The sequence below is a fragment of the Paracoccus sediminilitoris genome (assembly GCF_003259195.1).
Lineage (GTDB): Bacteria > Pseudomonadota > Alphaproteobacteria > Rhodobacterales > Rhodobacteraceae > Paracoccus > Paracoccus sediminilitoris.
This window is the reverse complement of the sequence record NZ_QJPK01000007.1, coordinates 63,574-80,541: the sequence shown is the minus strand read 5'-3', so window position 1 is coordinate 80,541 and position 16,968 is coordinate 63,574. Positions and strand designations below refer to the sequence as shown.

17 protein-coding genes are annotated in these 16,968 nt (G+C 66.9%); 11 read left to right on the top strand and 6 right to left on the bottom strand.

Annotated elements, in window-relative coordinates; genetic code table 11:
- Positions 1-89 precede the first annotated feature (89 nt).
- Genes lptF through rsmA form a run of 6 tightly spaced genes read left to right on the top strand, consistent with a single transcriptional unit; the run spans position 90 to position 7,816 of the window.
- Positions 90-1,214: an LPS export ABC transporter permease LptF gene (gene lptF / locus DKT70_RS09390; protein WP_111558895.1), complete on the top strand. Its 1,125-nt coding sequence runs from the start codon at positions 90-92 to the stop codon at positions 1,212-1,214.
- Positions 1,211-2,320: an LPS export ABC transporter permease LptG gene (gene lptG / locus DKT70_RS09385; protein ID WP_111558942.1), complete on the top strand. Its 1,110-nt coding sequence runs from the start codon at positions 1,211-1,213 to the stop codon at positions 2,318-2,320. The genes lptF and lptG overlap by 4 nt, the downstream gene beginning before the upstream one ends.
- Positions 2,317-4,701 carry an LPS-assembly protein LptD gene (locus DKT70_RS09380; RefSeq protein WP_233490511.1) on the top strand — a complete coding sequence of 795 codons (2,385 nt, stop codon included), beginning with the start codon at positions 2,317-2,319 and terminating at the stop codon, positions 4,699-4,701. Before lptG ends, DKT70_RS09380 begins: the two co-directional genes overlap by 4 nt.
- Before the next feature lie 34 nt (positions 4,702-4,735).
- On the top strand, positions 4,736-6,001 hold the full coding sequence (locus tag DKT70_RS09375) for a peptidylprolyl isomerase (RefSeq protein WP_111558894.1): 1,266 nt from the start codon (positions 4,736-4,738) through the stop codon (positions 5,999-6,001).
- Positions 6,002-6,005: 4 nt separating this feature from the next.
- The gene (gene pdxA / locus DKT70_RS09370) at positions 6,006-6,971 is read left to right on the top strand and encodes a 4-hydroxythreonine-4-phosphate dehydrogenase PdxA (RefSeq protein ID WP_111558893.1); all 966 of its coding nucleotides are present in this window, start codon (positions 6,006-6,008) and stop codon (positions 6,969-6,971) included.
- Positions 6,968-7,816 carry a 16S rRNA (adenine(1518)-N(6)/adenine(1519)-N(6))-dimethyltransferase RsmA gene (rsmA, locus tag DKT70_RS09365; RefSeq protein ID WP_111558892.1) on the top strand — a complete coding sequence of 283 codons (849 nt, stop codon included), beginning with the start codon at positions 6,968-6,970 and terminating at the stop codon, positions 7,814-7,816. The genes pdxA and rsmA overlap by 4 nt, the downstream gene beginning before the upstream one ends.
- 88 nt (positions 7,817-7,904) lie before the next feature.
- Here rsmA and DKT70_RS09360 read toward each other — a convergent pair whose 3' ends face one another.
- The 5 genes from DKT70_RS09360 to DKT70_RS09340 form a co-directional block, all read right to left on the bottom strand.
- Positions 7,905-8,699 (bottom strand): DUF4167 domain-containing protein, encoded by a 795-nt coding sequence (locus DKT70_RS09360; RefSeq protein ID WP_111558891.1) that lies wholly within the window; start codon positions 8,697-8,699, stop codon positions 7,905-7,907.
- A gap of 264 nt (positions 8,700-8,963) precedes the next feature.
- A complete protein-coding gene (gene prmC, locus DKT70_RS09355) occupies positions 8,964-9,788 on the bottom strand; it encodes a peptide chain release factor N(5)-glutamine methyltransferase (RefSeq protein WP_111558890.1) in 825 nt (274 codons plus the stop codon).
- A complete protein-coding gene (prfA, locus tag DKT70_RS09350) occupies positions 9,785-10,840 on the bottom strand; it encodes a peptide chain release factor 1 (protein WP_111558889.1) in 1,056 nt (351 codons plus the stop codon). The genes prmC and prfA overlap by 4 nt, the downstream gene beginning before the upstream one ends.
- A 9-nt stretch (positions 10,841-10,849) precedes the next feature.
- Entirely contained in the window at positions 10,850-11,812 is a 963-nt protein-coding gene (gene speB / locus DKT70_RS09345) for an agmatinase (protein WP_111558888.1), read from the bottom strand.
- Between the two features lie 62 nt (positions 11,813-11,874).
- The gene (locus DKT70_RS09340) at positions 11,875-12,267 is read right to left on the bottom strand and encodes a rhodanese-like domain-containing protein (protein WP_111558887.1); all 393 of its coding nucleotides are present in this window, start codon (positions 12,265-12,267) and stop codon (positions 11,875-11,877) included.
- 249 nt (positions 12,268-12,516) lie between these two features.
- On the opposite strand from DKT70_RS09340, the gene rpsF reads away from it, so the two are divergent.
- From rpsF to bmt, 4 genes are all read left to right on the top strand, one after another.
- A complete protein-coding gene (gene rpsF, locus DKT70_RS09335) occupies positions 12,517-12,912 on the top strand; it encodes a 30S ribosomal protein S6 (protein ID WP_072296470.1) in 396 nt (131 codons plus the stop codon).
- A gap of 13 nt (positions 12,913-12,925) precedes the next feature.
- A complete protein-coding gene (gene rpsR, locus DKT70_RS09330; protein ID WP_042247758.1) occupies positions 12,926-13,153 on the top strand; it encodes a 30S ribosomal protein S18 in 228 nt (75 codons plus the stop codon).
- Between the two features lie 12 nt (positions 13,154-13,165).
- Complete coding sequence (gene rplI / locus DKT70_RS09325) at positions 13,166-13,756, top strand: 50S ribosomal protein L9 (RefSeq protein ID WP_072296471.1); 591 nt, start codon at positions 13,166-13,168, stop codon at positions 13,754-13,756.
- A gap of 162 nt (positions 13,757-13,918) precedes the next feature.
- Positions 13,919-14,911, top strand: coding sequence for a betaine--homocysteine S-methyltransferase (bmt, locus tag DKT70_RS09320; RefSeq protein ID WP_111558940.1), 993 nt, complete (start codon positions 13,919-13,921; stop codon positions 14,909-14,911).
- A 4-nt stretch (positions 14,912-14,915) separates the two neighbouring features.
- Here bmt and DKT70_RS09315 read toward each other — a convergent pair whose 3' ends face one another.
- Positions 14,916-15,995 (bottom strand): PA0069 family radical SAM protein, encoded by a 1,080-nt coding sequence (locus DKT70_RS09315; protein ID WP_111558939.1) that lies wholly within the window; start codon positions 15,993-15,995, stop codon positions 14,916-14,918.
- Between the two features lie 106 nt (positions 15,996-16,101).
- Here DKT70_RS09315 and yghU point away from each other — a divergent pair, with 106 nt between their 5' ends.
- Positions 16,102-16,968, top strand: a complete 867-nt coding sequence (gene yghU / locus DKT70_RS09310) for a glutathione-dependent disulfide-bond oxidoreductase (protein ID WP_111558886.1) — start codon at positions 16,102-16,104, stop codon at positions 16,966-16,968.

Below are 16,968 nucleotides of genomic sequence, written 5' to 3'. Positions count from 1 at the left end.
GAAGTCGAACCTAGACCCGCGCCCGCCTCTTTTCCAGAGCCGCCCTTGCCGCTAAGCAGGAATGAACGTCACGCAGGAAAAGGCCGTCCATGCCCCGGATCGACAAATACGTCCTTGGTCTGATGCTGACATTGTTCGGCTTCTTCGCGCTGGTCCTGGTATCCGTCTATTGGATAAACCGCGCGGTCAGCCTGTTCGACGACCTGCTGAACGACGGCCAGACGGCGCTGGTGGTGCTGGAATTCACCGCGCTGACGCTGCCCCTGGTGATTTCGGTCGTGCTGCCGGTGGCAGCCTTCGCGGCCACGGCCTATGGCACGAACCGGCTTGCGGGCGAATCCGAACTGGTGGCCATGCAGGCGGCGGGGCTGTCGCCTTGGCGGCTGGCGCGGCCGGTGCTGGTCTTTGGGCTGACGGTGGGGCTGATGGTCGCGGTGCTGGTCCACGGGCTGGTGCCCATGGCACGCGCCCGCCTGGCCGACCGGTCGTCCGAGATTGCCGAAAACGTGACCGCCCAGTTCCTGCGCCCCGGTTCGTTTCAGTATCCCGCCGACGACGTGACGCTGTTCATCCGCGACATCGCCTCTGACGGGCGGCTTCTGGACCTGTTCATCGAGGATGCGCGCGATCCCGCCCGCCAGGTCATCTATACCGCACAGGAGGCCTTGGTGGTGCGCACCGAAACCGGTCCTGTGCTGGTGCTGCTGGAGGGGATGGCCCAGACCATGACCATCCGCCCCACGGGCCCCGACCTGGCGGTCACGCGTTTTCAGGAATTCAGCTATGACATCGGCAGCATGTTCGCAGGCAGCAGCAGCAGCAAGGGCCGCGACCTGCGCGATTACGGCACGCTGCGCCTGCTGAACCCCGACGCGGACCTGCTGGCCGCCACCGGGGAAACCCCCGCCGCAGCCCGGCGCGAGGCGCATGAACGTATCGCCCAGCCCCTGCTGTCGCCCATTGCCGCCATGCTGGGTTTCGCGACGCTGCTGATCGGCGGTTTCTCTCGCTTCGGGGTCTGGCGGCAGGTCGGATGGGCGATTCTGGGGCTGATCCTGATCCAGTTCCTGTCGAATGCCGCGGTTAATCAGGTGGGGCGCAACCTGGCGCTGTGGCCGCTGCTGTACCTGCCCGCCGTAGTGGGGACGCTGCTGTGCATGGCCCTGTTGTGGCTGGCGGCGCGGCCGCGCGGACCCAAGGGGGCGACGGCATGATCCTGGCCTGCTATGTCGCGCGGCGCTTCCTGCGCAGCTTCCTGATGGTGGCGGGGGTGTTCCTGCTGATCCTGTTCCTGGTCGACATGATCGAGATGATCCGCCGCTTTGCCGACCGCGACATCGGCCTGTCGGGCGCCGCGCGCCTGTCGGCGCTGAACATCGCCGACAGCTTCTATTCCATCCTGCCGCTGATCACCGTGCTGGCGGCCATCGCGATGTTCCTGAACCTGGCCCGCAGTTCCGAAATGGTGGCGATCCGGGCCTCGGGACGGTCGGGGATCAAGCTGCTGCGGGCGCCGGTCACCACGGCCATCCTGCTGGGCTGTCTGTCGGTGGGGCTGATCAACCCGCTGGTCGCCGCCACCGGCCAGTATTACGACGAGGCCGTGGCCCAGATCGACCGTCAGGGCCGCCAGACCGTCAGCGTGGGCGACAGCGCCGTCTGGCTGCGCCAAGCGGTGCAGACCGACGGCCAGGAAAGCGGCCAGATCGTCATCCGCGCCCGCCGCACCAGCCCCGATGCCGTGACGCTCTATGATGCCAGCTTCCTGGTCTTCGGCCCCGATGCGGGCCCCATACGCCGCATCGAGGCGCGCGAGGCCCGCCTGACCCCTGGCGCATGGGAGTTGAGCGAGGTCAGCGACTTTCCCTTGGATCAGCCGAACCCGCAGGCCGCCGTCACGCGCAGCGACAGCATGCGGCTGGATTCGGACCTGACCGCGCAGCGCATCCGCGACGGGTTCGGCCGTCCGCAATCGGTGCCGGTCTGGCAACTGCCCGCCTTCATCGCCGGGCTGGAACGCGCGGGCTTTTCCGCCGCCCGCCACAGCACCTGGTTCCAGATGGAGCTGGCCCGCCCTTTCCTGATGGCCGCCATGGTCATCATCGCCGCCGCCTTCACCATGCAGCATGTGCGTGGCCGAAATACCGGGGTCGCCGTGCTGATGGCCTTCGCCGCGGGGATTGCACTGTTCTTCCTGCGCAACCTGGCGCAAATTCTGGGGGATAACGGCCAGATCACCCCCGCCATGGCGGCCTGGACGCCGCCCCTGGTGGGGGCGATGTTCGCGCTGGCCCTGATACTGAAACGAGAGGACGGATGACCTTGCGCATTCATGCATCAGGACTGGGCCGCGCGCTGGCGATGGCATTGCTGGGCGCGACGGCCATGGTTACGCCCCCCGCCATCGCGCAATCCATGTTCGACGATGCCGCCGGATCGGGCATGCCCGCCATGCCGGGAACGGCGCTGACGGCGACGCGCGGCGTCTCGGCCTTGGCACCCGCATCCCAGCAGCTGGGCAGCAATCCGGTGGGCGACCGGACGCCCACCTCGAACGCGCCGGCGACGGCGGCCCCCGACACGGATGTCACTATCCGGGGAACGCAGAACGGGGGCGACCAGGGGGCGGCGACGGTCCTGGCCGACAACGTCCTGCTGAAGGGCGACCGCACGCTGATCGCCGCAGGGGGCGTGGTCGTCTGGTACCAAGGTAGCCGCTTAATCGCGTCGCGCATCATCGTGGACGGCGGGTCGGGCGACCTGACGATCGAAGGTCCGATTCACCTGTCCCGCCCCGGCGCCGACCCCGATGACAACCCCATACTGATCGCCGACAGCGCCCAGCTGGACCGCGAATTGCAGGACGGCATCGTCAACGGCGCAAGGCTGGTCCTGAACCGCGAATTGCAGATGGCATCCCGACGGCTGGAACGCCGCGAGGATGGGCGCATCACCGAACTGACCGACGTGGTGGCGTCGTCTTGCCAGGTCTGCGCGTCGAACCCGACGCCGCTGTGGGAAATCCGCGCGCGCCGGATCACCCATGACGCCGAAACCCAGCGCATCACCTTCGACCGGCCCCAGCTGCGCGCCTTCGACATCCCGGTCGCCGCGGCCCCCTTTACCGTTTCGGCCCCCGACCCCACGGTCGAACGGCAATCGGGATTCCTGCGGCCGATGATCCGCACCACCTCGGGCCTGGGTTTCGGCGTCAAGCTGCCCTATTTCCAGACCTTGGGCGACCATGCCGACGTGACGCTGACGCCCTATCTGTCGGTGAACCGCACCACCACGCTGGAACTGCGCTATCGCCAGGCCTTCGCCAATGGCGGGCTGGAATGGAACGGCGCGATCAGCCGCGACGACATCCGGCCCGGCGACACGCGGGGCTATTTCTTCGGCACGGCGCAGTTCGACATTCCGCGCGGCTATCGCCTGGGGGTGCAGGTCCAGACGGCGTCGGACCGCGCCTATCTGCTGGATTACGACATCACCGATGCCGACCGGTTGTGGAGCGGGGTGTCCCTGGAACGGGTCCGCCGCGACAAGCTGGTCTGGGGCAGGGTCGGCAATTACGACAGTCTGCGCGACGACGAGGATGACGCGACATCGCCCGCGCAGGTGGCCGACGTGATCTGGCGCCGCCGCCTGACCCCCGCCTATCTGGGCGGAGAGGCCGTGCTGGAATGGTCGGCCCATGCCCATCGCCGCCCCTCGGATGCGGAATTCGTAGGGCGCGACGTGGCGCGGGGATCGGTGGGACTGGACTGGCGGCGCAGCACCATCCTGCCCGGCGGCGTTGTGGCCGCGACGCTGGCCGGGATCGATGCCGACATCTATCGCATCGGGCAGGACAGCCGCTTTGACGAACTGGTCACACGCGTCGATCCGCAGATCGGGGTCGAGCTGCGCTGGCCGCTGGCCACCATGCGGGGCAATGCCACCCATATCGTCGAACCCGTGGTGCAAGTGCTTTATTCGCCGCGCGGCCACGACGACGACATCCCGAACGAGGACAGCCGCCTGATCGAATTCGACGAGGGGAACCTGTTTTCCGACAACCGCTTTCCCGGTTATGACATGCGCGAAACCGGGTTGCGGGCCAATATTGGTGCCACATGGACCCGGATCGATCCGACCGGCTGGTCGCTTGGGGTGACGGGCGGGCGCGTCGTGCGGGCCGGGGACGCCGATGATTTCGACCCCGATTCCCCGCTTGGGGGGTCACGCTCGGACTGGCTGCTGGCGGCGAATTACGACAGCGGAACGGGGCTGGCCGTGTCGAACCGGGCACTGTTCGACGACAGCTTCCGCGCCTCGCGCAACGAATTGCGGATGGGCTGGCTGCGCAGCGATCTGCAGGTTTCGGCCGGTTACCTGTGGATCGACAGCAGCGAGGATGAAGGCCGCGCCGCCGATGCCAGCGAACTGGCCGCCAATATCGGCTGGCAGATCAAGGAAGGCTGGTGGGGCACGGCCGAAACCCGCTATGATTTCGTGGTCGACCGCGCGCAGGAGGCCAGCCTGCAGGTGGCCTATCGCAACGAATGCATCACCGTGGAAACGGGCCTGTCGCGTCGCTTCACCAGTTCGGACACGGTCAGGGCGGAAACCAGCTTCGACCTGTCGGTGCGGCTGGGGGGATTCGGACAGCAACAAGACGGACCGGGCACGGTGGCGCGGCGCAGCTGCATGCGCTAATCTTCCGGCCAAGAACCAAGATTGAGGGCAGCAGATGCGGCATTTCCTTTCCGGTATCGCCTTGGCGGCGGTGGTGGCCACCGGCGCGATCACGCCCGTCATGGCACAGAACCTGTTCCAGCCGGTCGTCTACGTCAACGACAGCGCCGTCACCCGCTATGAGGTCGACCAGCGCCAGCGCTTCATGAAGGTGATCGGCGCGCCCGACACCTCGGCCCAGATGGCCGAACAGGCGTTGATCGACGACCGCCTGCGCGTGCAGGCCGCCAAGCAGATCGGCGTGACCATCACCCCCGAAGGCCTGCAGCGCGGCATGGATGAATTCGCCGGACGTGCCGGTCTGGACGCAGCCACCTTCATCGCCCGCCTGGAAGGCGCCGGCATCGAGGCCGGTGTGTTTCGCGACTTTGTCGAAGCGGGCACCGTCTGGCGCGATGTCGTGCGGGCGCGCCTGGTCGGCCAGATCAATGTCTCGGAAGCCGAGATCGACCAGCAGCTGAAGCGCGTCATCGAAACCCCGATCATCGACCGCGTGTCGCTGTCCGAACTGATCATTCCCGCGCCTCCGGGGCAGGAACAGCAGGCGCTGCAACTGGCGCAGCGGATCGTGGGATCGAACCCGACGCCCGAACAATTCGCCCAGGCCGCGCGGCAATATTCCGCATCGCCCTCGGCGCAGGCGGGGGGCCAGCTGGCGACCGTGGCGCTGGACAACCTGCCGCCCTCGCTGCGGCCCATCGTGACGGCACTGCAACCGGGCCAGGTCACCCAGCCTCTGCCCGTCGACGGCGCGGTCGTCCTGTTCCTGCTGCGCGACGCACAAGGGTCGCTGAGGCCCGGCGCGCGTGAACAGGTGCTGGATTACCTGACGCTGCGCATGACGTCGGTGGCCGATGCGGCCGCCCTTGCCGCCCGCACCCGCAGCTGCGACGAATTCTATGCCGATGCGGGACCCCAGGCCGCGGCCCAGGTCCAGCGTCAGACGCAATCCCAGGCCGCCATCCCGACGCTGATCGCCACCCGCCTCGCCTCGCTTGATGCCGATGAGGCCGGCGTCGTGCCGATGGGGGCGGGGGCCGAACTGGTCATGCTGTGTTCCCGCCAGCCCGCCCTTGCCGCCCAGGCCGAGGTTCCGACCACCGCCCTGCCCCAAGACGGCGTCGAGAACGCGATCCCCCAGACCGGCGGCATCCCCGACCGCGAGGCCGTCAAGGACCAGCTGTTCAACGACAAGATCAACACCGCCGCCGAGGGCCTGCTGGCCGATCTGCGCGCCGACGCCATCATCCGCCGGCCCTGATCCGATGGCACGACGCATCCTGCTGACCTGCGGCGAACCCGCGGGCGTCGGCCCCGAACTGGCCCCCCTGGCGCTGGCCTCGGGGGTGGACCTGGTCTGGATGGGCGACCCGCGCCACTTGGCCCCCGGCACCGCCTGGACGGCGGTCGATGATCCCGATGATGACGTGCCGCCTGGCCATCTGCCGGTCCTGCGCCATGATTTCGCAGCCCCCGCCGTGCCGGGCCAACCGGACCCGGTCAATGCCCAAGGGGTAATCGACGTCATCGCCCGTGCGGTCGATCTGGCCATGCAGGGCCGCGTCTCGGGCATCACCACCGCGCCGATCAGCAAGCAGGCCTTGAAGGAAGGGGCGGGCTTTTCCTTTCCCGGCCATACCGAATACCTGGCCCGTCTAGGCGGCGACGTGCCGGTGGTGATGATGTTGGCCTCGACCACGGTGACGCCGCCTTGCCGCGTGGTGCCCGCCACGATCCACATTCCGCTAAAGGAGGTCCCCTCCGCCCTGACGCGCGACGTGCTGGAACAGGCGATCCGCATCACCCATGCCGCGCTGATCCGCGATTTCGGCATTCCCGCCCCGCGCATCGCTGTCGCGGGACTGAACCCCCATGCGGGCGAAGGTGGCACGATGGGGACGCAGGAACGCGACATGATCGCCCCGCTGCTGGCGGTTCTGCGCGACCAGGGGCTGAACCTGACCGGCCCCATGCCCGCCGACACCATGTTCCACGCCCCCGCGCGGGCGCGTTACGATGCGGCGATCTGCGCCTATCACGACCAGGGGCTGGTCCCCATCAAGACGCTGGATTTCGCGGGGGGCGTCAACGTGACGCTTGGGCTGCCCTTCATCCGGACCTCGCCCGATCACGGCACCGCCTTCGACATCGCGGGCAAGGGCTTGGCCGATCCCTCATCCACCATCGCTGCGCTGAGGATGGCGCGCGACATGGCAAGGACCCGCCCATGATCGACAACCTGCCGCCGCTGCGCGACGTCATCACCATGCATGACCTGCGGGCGAAAAAGCAGCTGGGCCAGAACTTCCTGCTGGATCTGAACCTGACCTCGAAAATCGCGCGGCAGGCGGGCGATCTGCGCGATTGCGACGTGCTGGAGATCGGCCCCGGCCCCGGCGGCCTGACGCGCGGCCTGCTGGCACAGGGTGCCCGTCATGTTCTGGCGATCGAGAAGGACCCCCGCGCCCTGCCCGCCCTGGAACAGATCGCCCAGGCCTATCCGGGCCGCCTGACCGTCATCAACGGCGACGCGCTGGAGATCGACCCCTTGGCGCATCTGACCCCGCCGATCCGCATTGCCGCCAACCTGCCCTACAACGTCGGGACCGAGCTGCTGATCCGCTGGCTGACGCCCCGCGCATGGCCGCCCTTCTGGCAGTCCCTGACGCTGATGTTCCAGAAGGAGGTGGCCGAGCGGATCACCGCCAAGCCCGGTTCCAAGGCCTATGGCCGCCTGGCGTTGCTGGCCCAGTGGCGCGCCGACGCCCAGATCGTCATGCATCTGCCCCCCGAGGCCTTCGTTCCGGCCCCCAAGGTGCATTCCGCCGTCGTCCACCTGACGGCGCTGCCCGAACCCCGCTTTCCGGCGGACCCGGCGGTGCTGTCGCAGGTCACGGCCACGGCCTTCAACCAGCGCCGCAAGATGCTGCGGGCCAGCCTGAAGGGGCTGCATCCGGGCATCGAAGATCTGCTGACCGCCTGCGGCATCCCCCCCACCGCCCGGGCCGAGGAGATCGATCTGGAACGGTTCTGCGCCCTGGCGCGGGCCGTGGCGACCGCGCGCGCCACGGGCTGATATCCCGCCGCGGCCCCCAGGAACCGGACATGAAAAAGGAGCCGTTAGCGATGCTGCGGCCCCTTCGGCATTCATGTCCGGACGCGGATCACTCGGCGTCGTTTTTTCCCGATGATGCGGGTGTGTCCGACGCGGGCGCGCCGCCATCCTCGGCCGCGGGCTTGCGGCGGCTGCGGGTGGTCGTGCCCGTCGGGCTGCGCGGCGTGCGCGGACGCGGAGTGCGGGTGCGCGCAGGCTTGGGGGTCGGCTCGGATTCGGGTGTGGTCACCGGCGCGGACTGATCCTCGTCGCCCGAGGCGACGGCATCGGGCAGGCTGGACGGCTGCGGCGTCGTATCCTGGGCGGGTGCAGGCTCGGGCGCGGTATCGACCGCAGGCTGATCGGCCTGGTCGTTGCGCGACTGGCGGTTCTGGTGATCGCGGTTGCCGTCACGATTGCCGTCGCGGCGCTGGTTCTGGCCGTTATTGCCATCGCCCTGATCGTTGCGCGACCCGCCACCATGATTGTTGCCGCCATTGCCATGGTTGCTGGCATTGTGACCGGTGCCATAGCCGTGGTTCGAATAGCCGCCATCATCGTCTTGGCGGTTGTTCTGGCCATTTTGCTGACCGCCCTGCTGGCCTTGACGTTCGGCCATCTCGCGCTGCGCTTCGCCCAGCATGCGGGTGTAATGCTCGGCATGCTGCAGGAAGCTCTGCTCCGCGACGCGGTCGTGGGACAGTTGCGCATCGCGCGCCAAGGTCAGGTATTTCTCGATGATCTGCTGAGGGGTGCCACGCACCTTGCCCTCGGGCCCCGAGCTGTCGAAGACACGGTTGACCACGTTGCCAAGCGAGCGTTGGCGATTGGATTTGCTACGCGAACGGGATTTTGATGATCTCATCAGTCTGTCTGTAATGTTTCTGATCGCAGGGGTGCCAGAGTGAACTGGACGGCGGTGTCGGATGGCTACGGGGGCGTGAGTGACCTCTCCGTTCAGCCCTGCCTCGCCCCAGCAATGGCGCGTCGCGCGCCCTGTCGGAATCGGCAGTGTCAGGCTGACCATGCAGTGGCCGTGGCCTGCTGCACGATGCCGACTAACCATGCCGTCTTGGCCAAGACAAGCAAAAACTGCCCGAAATGCCTCATTTGCGCGGGAAAGGGCTGATCACCGGCCAAATTCCGCAAGCACGACCCTGTCGCGTCCATCCAGATCGGGCAGCACCGTCGTGGTGGCGCCCCCTGCCCTGAACAGTTCCGCGACGGCCTGCCCCTGGGTAGGTCCGATTTCGGTCAGGACGATGCCTTGGGGGCTCAGCAAGTCACGCGCCCCCGCCGCGATGGCACGATAGGCGGTCAGCCCATCGGCGCCATCCGTCAGCGCCCCGCGCGGTTCCCAATCCCGCACATCCGACGACAGCCCCGCCATCTCATCCGCCGCGATATAGGGTGGGTTCGACACGATCAGGTCGAATTCGCCGGTGACACCCTGATACCAGTCGGCCTGCCGGAAGCGGGCATTGACGCCGATGCGGCGGGCGTTGTGGCGCGCGACCTCCAGCGCCTTTTCGGAAATGTCGGTCCCCAGCCCCGTCGTTCCCGCCCGTGCCGCCAGCAGCGAGATCAGGATCGCCCCCGTCCCGGTTCCCAGGTCCAGAACGGTGTTCCAAGGGCGCGCCAGCGCGGCCTCGACCAGCGCCTCGGTTTCGGGTCGCGGGTCCAGCGTGTCGCGCGTGACCTTGAAGCGATGCGCCCAGAAGTCGCGAAAGCCCACGATCTGCGCCACCGGCTGATGCAGGGCGCGGGCGGCGATGCCCTTGTTGAAGCGGGCGGCCTCATCGGCGGTCAAATCGCGATCCTCGGTGATGCGCAGGCGGCCGGGCTCCATGTCCAGAACGGCGGCCAGGATGCGGTCGGCGTCGCGCGATGCGCCCTCGATGCCGGCGGCGCGCAGCAGGGATGCGCCATCCGCCTGCGCCTGCGACAGCTTCATTCGGCGTCCGCCAGACGGGCCGCCTGGTCATGGGCGGTCAGGGCGTCGATGATTTCGGACAGGTCGCCCGCCATGATCTTGTCCAGGGCGTAAAGCGTCAGGTTGATGCGGTGATCGGTCATGCGGCCCTGCGGAAAGTTGTAGGTGCGGATGCGTTCGCTGCGATCGCCGCTGCCGACCTGGGACTTCCGGTCGGCGGCGCGTTCGTCATCGGCCTTCTGGCGCTGCATGTCGTAAAGCCGCGCACGCAGCACGGCCATGGCATTGGCGCGGTTCTGATGCTGGGACTTTTCGCTGCTGGTCACCACGATGCCGGTGGGCAGGTGGGTGATGCGCACGGCGCTGTCGGTGGTGTTGACATGCTGGCCGCCCGCGCCGCTGGCGCGCATGGTGTCGATGCGGATGTCGGTCGCGGGAATGTCGATCTCCACATCCTCGGCGGCTTCGGGCAGGACGGCGACGGTGGCGGCGCTGGTGTGGATGCGGCCGCCCGATTCGGTTTCGGGCACCCGCTGGACGCGGTGCACGCCGGATTCGTATTTCAGCCGCGCAAAGACGCCGTCGCCGGCGATGCGGGCCATGGCCTCCTTGACGCCGCCCAATTCGGTCTGGGTCAGTTCCAGCATCTGGAAATCCCAGCCCTGCTGTTCGGCGTGGCGGCGATACATGGACAGCAGGTTGCCCGCGAAGAGCGCAGCCTCGTCGCCGCCCGTTCCGGGGCGGATTTCCAGGATGGCTGGGCGGGCATCGGCGGCGTCCTTGGGCAGCAGGGCCACGCGCAGCCGCTGTTCCAGATCGGGCAGTTCGGCGTTCAGGCGGCGCAGCTCATCCTCGGCCAGTTCGCGCATCTCGGGGTCGGCCAGCATGGCCTTGGCCTCGGCCAGGGCCTCGGTGGCCTCGCGCCAGCGGGCGATGCCTTCGACGACAGGCTTCAACTCGGCATATTCGCGGCTGATCTTCGCGATCTGGTCGGGCGCGGCGCCAGCATTCAACTGCGCTTCGAGATACTCGAACCGTTGGGTGATCTGGGCAAGGCGGTCTTGGGGCAACATGATTTCGGGTTACCCGCGCCTGTTCCAACCGTAAAGCGCGATCAGCTCGAAGGCGACATGCGCGCCCGCAATGGCCGTAGCGCCGGTGGTGTCATAGGGGGGCGACACCTCGACCACGTCGCCGCCGATCATGTCGATACCCGCCAGCCCGCGCAGCAGCGCCGCTGCCTGCCAGCTGGCCAGCCCGCCCCAGACCGGCGTGCCGGTGCCGGGCGCAAAGGCAGGGTCCAGCGCGTCGATGTCGAAGGTGACATAGGTGGGGCGGTCGCCCACCACGGCGCGGATACGCTCCAGCGTGGCCTGCACGCCGTCCTGATGCACGGAAGGCGCATCGAGGACGGTCACCCCCAGCGTGTCGGGATTGTCGGTGCGGATGCCAACGCTGACGCAGGCCGCCGGATCGACCAGCCCCTGTTTGATCGCCTTATACAGAAAGGTGCCGTGGTCGATCCGGTCCGGATCGTCATCGACCCAGGTATCGGAATGGGCATCGAACTGGATCAGCGCGACCGGGCCATGGCTTTCGGCCATGGCGCGCAGAATCGGCAGGGTGATGAAGTGATCGCCGCCAAGCGTGATGGGCGCGGCGCCCGCATCCAGGATGGCGCCGATATGGGCGGTGATGCGCGCGGGTACGTCGCGGATGTTGGCGTAATCGAAGGGCATGTCGCCGTAATCGGCCACGTTCAGCAGGCTCAGCGGATCATAGCCCCAGCCATAGGGCGCGTCGAAGGCCTGCAGGCTGGATGCCTCGCGGATGGCCCGGGGGCCGAAACGCGTGCCGGGGCGGTGGGTGACGGCCTGATCGAAGGGGATGCCCGTGACGGCCACGTCCACGCCGGTCAGCTCCTTGGTATAGCGACGGCGCAGAAAACTGGTGGCGCCGCCAAAGGCGTTTTCGAACGACAGGCCGCGCGGATCGGCCCGCGTGAAGGCCTGATCCACCTGCGTCTTCGCGTCTTCCAGCGCCATCGTCATCCCCCTAGGTTGCGGCGCTCAGACTGCCCCGACGCCCCCGCCCCCGCAAGAGGCCATCAGCCTGACTTGACGGCCGGCGTCACGACCGGCGCACCCGATGCCATATCCGTGCCGCGATAGGGCTGGCCCGCCTCTTTCCAGGCGGCGAAACCGCCATCCATATGCGCGATCCGGTCGATCACGCCGGCTGCCAGGATCTGGCGCGCGACCTTCTCGGACCGTTTGGACGACCCGCAATATAGGACGACCGGCTTGTCACCGCCCAAGGGAAGGCGTTCGGGCACGATGAAGGCCATTGGCGCCAGAAGCGCGCCCTGGATCTGTTCAAACATGTATTCGGCCGGGGTCCGCACGTCGATCATCGCGATCTCGTCGGCCTTCAGGGCGGCGGCGACCTCGGCGATGGTCCAGGTTTCCAGTCGGCCCGACCCTGTATCTTCCGTCTTCATCTCTGACGCTCCTTCGTGTTGGCAGCTGTGACGGGACAACTCGGATCGCCGCCCTGCGGGTCCCTGTCCCCCCAAAGCCTGCAACCGCCCCGATTCAGGGAGGACAGGGCCGAATCACCTTGCAAGATCAGCATTCGCTGCTATGAAGCGCCATCCTTCCGCCTGTATCCAGAAATTGCGCAGCCTCTCGTGACGGGTGCGGAAGGGACGACCCGTCGATGAAATGCGCCGAAAACCGAAAGGATCGCCATGTCTCTGTATGAGCATGTGCTGATCGCCCGCCAGGACCTGTCGAACACGCAGGCCGAAGGGCTGATCGAACACTTCTCGACCATTCTTGCCGACAATGGTGGCAAGGTCGTCGACCACGAATACTGGGGTGTGCGCACCCTGGCCTACAAGATCAACAAGAACCGCAAGGGCCATTACGCCTTCCTGCGCACCGACGCCCCGTCGTCGGCCGTGCTGGAAATGGAACGCCTGGCCCGCCTGCATGATGACGTGATGCGCGTGATGACCATCCGCGTGGACGAGCATCAGGAAGGCCCCTCGGTCCAGATGCAAAAGCGCGAAGAGCGCGGCGACCGTCCCCGTGGCGGCGACCGTGACCGTGGTGACCGCGGCGACCGCCGCGAGCGGAACTGAGAGGATCTGAGACATGGCGAACAAACCGTTCTTCCGTCGTCGCAAAGTCTGCCCCTTCTCGGGCGATAACGCACCTGCGATCGACTACAAAGACACCCGTCTGCTGCAGCGCTATATCAGCGAACGCGGCAAAATCGTGCCTTCGCGCATCACCGCTGTCTCGGCCAAGAAGCAACGTGAGCTGGCTCGCGCCATCAAGCGCGCACGCTTCCTTGCCCTGCTGCCCTACGTCGTGAAGTAAGGAGACCTGAACATGCAAGTCATCCTGCTGGAACGCGTGGCGAAACTTGGCCAGATGGGCGAAGTCGTCAACGTGAAACAGGGCTATGCCCGCAACTTCCTGCTGCCGCAGAAGAAAGCTCTGCGCGCCTCGGACGCCAACATCAAGGCATTCGAAGGTCAGAAGGCACAGCTGGAAACCCGCAACGCGGAATCGAAGGCCGAGGCCGAGAAGATCGCGGCCAAGCTGGACGGCGAAGTCTTCGTCGTCATCCGCTCGGCATCCGATTCGGGCGCACTCTACGGTTCGGTCACGACCCGTGACGCAGCCGATGCGGCCACCGAAGCCGGCTTCTCGGTCGATCGCAAGCAGGTCGTCCTGCGCGAGCCGATCAAGTACTTGGGCATGCACGACGTCACCGTCGTCCTGCACCCGGAAGTCGAAGCGACGATCACCATGAACGTCGCCCGTTCCAACGAAGAGGCTGAACTGCAGGCGCAGGGCAAGTCGATTCAGGACATGGCTGCCGAGGCCGATGCCGAAGCCGAATTCGAGATCGCCGAACTGTTCGACGACATCGGTGGCGCTTCGGACGACGAAGAGGGCGACGACGATCGCAACTGATCGCGCCGCATCTTTGGACTAAATCGACCGCGCCGGGAAACCGGCGCGGTTTTTCATACGTTCGTGTGAAAATTCTTTTACGACACGGCGTTACCTGACATGGACCTGATGCTTGCGGATCCCGACACGGGGTCGATGACCCTGCCTGCCAAGGATAAGACGATGACCGATGCCCTCAGCCGGATGCTTGATACCGCACCCTTCGTGCTGGCCGATGGCGCGACGGGAACCGCGCTTTTCAACATGGGCCTGGACGGTGCCACGCCGCCCGAATTCTGGAACGTCGATCACCCCGACCGCATCGCCGCCCTGCATCGCAGCGCGATCGAGGCCGGGTCGGACCTGTTCCTGACCAACAGCTTCGGCGCCAATGCCAGCCGGTTGCGCCTGCAGGGCGCATCGCATCGCGTCACCGAACTGAACCGCCTTGCCGCCACCATCGCCCGCGATCAGGCCGACCGCGCGGGCCGCAAGGTCATCGTGGCCGGCAGTATGGGCCCCATCGGTGAATTCATGGCCCCCATGGGCAGCCTGACCCGCGCCCGCGCGACCGAGATGTTTCATGAACAGGCCCAGGCCCTGAAGGATGGTGGTGCCGACATCCTCTGGGTCGAAACGCTCAGTTCCATCGACGAGATGAAGGCCGCCGCCGAGGCCGCGCGTCTGGTCGACATGGCTTGGTGCGGATCGCTCAGCTTCGACACGGCCGGGCGCACGATCATGGGCACCACCTCGGCCGAATTGTCGGCGGCGGTCGAACGCATGCCGAACCCGCCCGTCGCCTATGGCGCGAATTGCGGCATCGGGGCATCGGACCTGCTGCGCACGGTGACGGGCTTTGTCGCATCGGGCAATGAACGCCCGATCATCGCCAAGGGCAATGCGGGCGTCCCGCACATGCATGACGGCAACATCCATTACGACGGCACGCCCGAACTGATGGCCGATTACGCCGTTCTGGCCCGCGACATGGGTGTGCGCGTCATCGGCGGCTGCTGCGGCACCATGCCCGAACATCTGCGCGCCATGCGCGAGGCGCTGGAAACGCGGCCCGCCGGTCCCCGCCCGACGCTGGAACAGATCACCATGCTGCTGGGGCCGTTCAGCTCGGCCAATGACGGGACCGAAGGCCAGATCATCGGCCGCCGCCACTGACCCTTCAGAACAACGACATCTGGTCGCCTGCCTTGGGCGGGCGGCCAAAGCGGCTGCAATCCAGCGCCGGCTGGCCTTCGCGGTATCCAAGCCGCTTGCGGGCCAGCCGGAAGCGCTGCACCGCCAGCTGCGCCTCGACCCCCTCGCCGCGGAACCTGTGGCCAAAGCGCGGGTCGTTGTCGCGCCCGCCGCGCATCGCCTGAATGCGGTTCATCACATGCGCGGCCATGCCGGGCCGATGCCGTTCCAGCCAGTCGCGGAACAGCGGCGCGACCTCATGCGGCAGGCGGACGGGGATCATGCTGGCGGTGGTGGCCCCTGCCTCGCGCGCGGCGGTCAGGATGGCCTCAATCTCGGGTTCGGTCAGGACGGGGATGACGGGGGCGACCATGACGCGGACAGGCACCCCCGCGCGGGACAGGTCCCGGATCATCCGCAGACGGGTGGCAGGGGTCGGCGCGCGCGGCTCCATCGCGCGGGCCAGGGACGCGTCCAGCGTCGTGATGCTGATCCCCACCGTCGCCATGTCGCGCGCCGCCAGTTCCGCCCACAGGTCCAGGTCGCGCAGCACTGTCTGCCCCCGCGTCACCAACGTGGCGGGATGGTTCCAATCGCGCAGCACCCGCAGGATGCCGGGCATGATCGCCAGCTTCGCCTCGACCGGCTGATAGGGGTCGGTGTTGGTTCCCAAAGCGATTGGCGCAGGCTTGTAGCTGGGCCGCGCCAGTTCACGCGCCAGCAATTCGGCGGCGCCCTCCTTGGCGGTGATACAGGTTTCGAAATCCAGCCCCGCCGACAGCCCAAGATAGGCGTGGCTGGGTCGCGCATAGCAATAGATGCAGCCATGTTCGCAGCCGCGATAGGGATTGATCGACCGGTCGAACGGCACGTCGGGCGAGGTGTTGCGGGTGATGATGCTGCGCGGACGCTCGGTGGTGATCTGGGTGCGCAGCAGGCGCTCCTCCTCGGGGATGTCCCAGCCATCGTGATCATGGTCGCGCGCCTCGGCCTCGAACCGCCCTACGGGGCGCGTATCGGCGCCGCGGGCCTTCAGGCGTTCATGGGGATCGCGCGGAGGAAGCATGCCGGCAGTATAGAACAGATGCGGAACATTTGCCAAGTCCCTGCGCCGGGTTGATGTTTGGCAAACCCCACCACATCTTGAGGGTCAGTCAACGACAGGACATCACATGACCGAAGACTATACCCCCCCCAAGGTCTGGACGCCGGGCAAGGAAAACGGCGGCAAATTCGCCAGCATCAACCGCCCCACCGCCGGCAAGACGCATGACAAGGAACTGTCGGTCGGCAAGCACCCGCTGCAGCTCTATTCGCTGGCGACGCCGAACGGCCAGAAGGTCACCATCATGCTGGAGGAACTGCTGGAGGCAGGGCATGCAGGCGCGGAATACGATGCCTGGCTGATCGATATCGGCGAGGGCGACCAGTTCGGCAGCGGCTTCGTGGACGTGAACCCCAATTCCAAGATCCCGGCGCTGATGGACCATTCGGTGACGCCCGCGCAGCGCGTCTTCGAAAGCGGCTCGATCCTGCTGTACCTGGCGGAAAAATTCGGGGCCTTCCTGCCCAAGGACCATGCCGCGCGGACCGAAACGCTGAACTGGCTGTTCTGGCAGATGGGCGCGGGCCCCTATCTGGGCGGCGGCTTCGGGCATTTCTATGCCTATGCGCCGGTCAAGATCGAATATGCCATCGACCGCTTCACGATGGAGGTCAAGCGTCAGCTGGACCTGCTGGACCAGCGTCTGGCCGACAACCGTTTCATTGCAGGTGACGAATACACCATCGCCGACATAGCGATCTTCCCTTGGTATGGCCGGGTCATCACCGGCGGCGCCTACGGCGATGCCGCGACCTTTCTGGATGCCGCCAGCTACAAGAACCTGCACCGCTGGCAGCAGGAGATCGCCGCCCGCCCCGCCGTTCAGCGCGGCCAGATGGTCAACGCTACCTCGGGCGATCCATCCAAGCAGCTGCGCGAACGCCACGACGCGTCGGATTTCCAGACCCGCACGCAGGACAAGCTGGAAGCATGA

Coding starts and splice junctions, on each gene's coding strand:
- DKT70_RS09340 (WP_111558887.1), bottom strand. CDS start 12,267: ATGAAGACGGAAGATACAGGGTCGGGCCGACTGGAAACCTGGACCATC.
- rpsF (WP_072296470.1), top strand. CDS start 12,517: ATGTCTCTGTATGAGCATGTGCTGATCGCCCGCCAGGACCTGTCGAAC.
- prmC (WP_111558890.1), bottom strand. CDS start 9,788: ATGAAGCTGTCGCAGGCGCAGGCGGATGGCGCATCCCTGCTGCGCGCC.
- DKT70_RS09360 (WP_111558891.1), bottom strand. CDS start 8,699: ATGAGATCATCAAAATCCCGTTCGCGTAGCAAATCCAATCGCCAACGC.
- bmt (WP_111558940.1), top strand. CDS start 13,919: ATGACCGATGCCCTCAGCCGGATGCTTGATACCGCACCCTTCGTGCTG.
- DKT70_RS09375 (WP_111558894.1), top strand. CDS start 4,736: ATGCGGCATTTCCTTTCCGGTATCGCCTTGGCGGCGGTGGTGGCCACC.
- yghU (WP_111558886.1), top strand. CDS start 16,102: ATGACCGAAGACTATACCCCCCCCAAGGTCTGGACGCCGGGCAAGGAA.
- DKT70_RS09315 (WP_111558939.1), bottom strand. CDS start 15,995: ATGCTTCCTCCGCGCGATCCCCATGAACGCCTGAAGGCCCGCGGCGCC.
- pdxA (WP_111558893.1), top strand. CDS start 6,006: ATGGCACGACGCATCCTGCTGACCTGCGGCGAACCCGCGGGCGTCGGC.
- DKT70_RS09380 (WP_233490511.1), top strand. CDS start 2,317: ATGACCTTGCGCATTCATGCATCAGGACTGGGCCGCGCGCTGGCGATG.
- speB (WP_111558888.1), bottom strand. CDS start 11,812: ATGGCGCTGGAAGACGCGAAGACGCAGGTGGATCAGGCCTTCACGCGG.
- lptF (WP_111558895.1), top strand. CDS start 90: ATGCCCCGGATCGACAAATACGTCCTTGGTCTGATGCTGACATTGTTC.
- rsmA (WP_111558892.1), top strand. CDS start 6,968: ATGATCGACAACCTGCCGCCGCTGCGCGACGTCATCACCATGCATGAC.
- rpsR (WP_042247758.1), top strand. CDS start 12,926: ATGGCGAACAAACCGTTCTTCCGTCGTCGCAAAGTCTGCCCCTTCTCG.
- prfA (WP_111558889.1), bottom strand. CDS start 10,840: ATGTTGCCCCAAGACCGCCTTGCCCAGATCACCCAACGGTTCGAGTAT.
- rplI (WP_072296471.1), top strand. CDS start 13,166: ATGCAAGTCATCCTGCTGGAACGCGTGGCGAAACTTGGCCAGATGGGC.
- lptG (WP_111558942.1), top strand. CDS start 1,211: ATGATCCTGGCCTGCTATGTCGCGCGGCGCTTCCTGCGCAGCTTCCTG.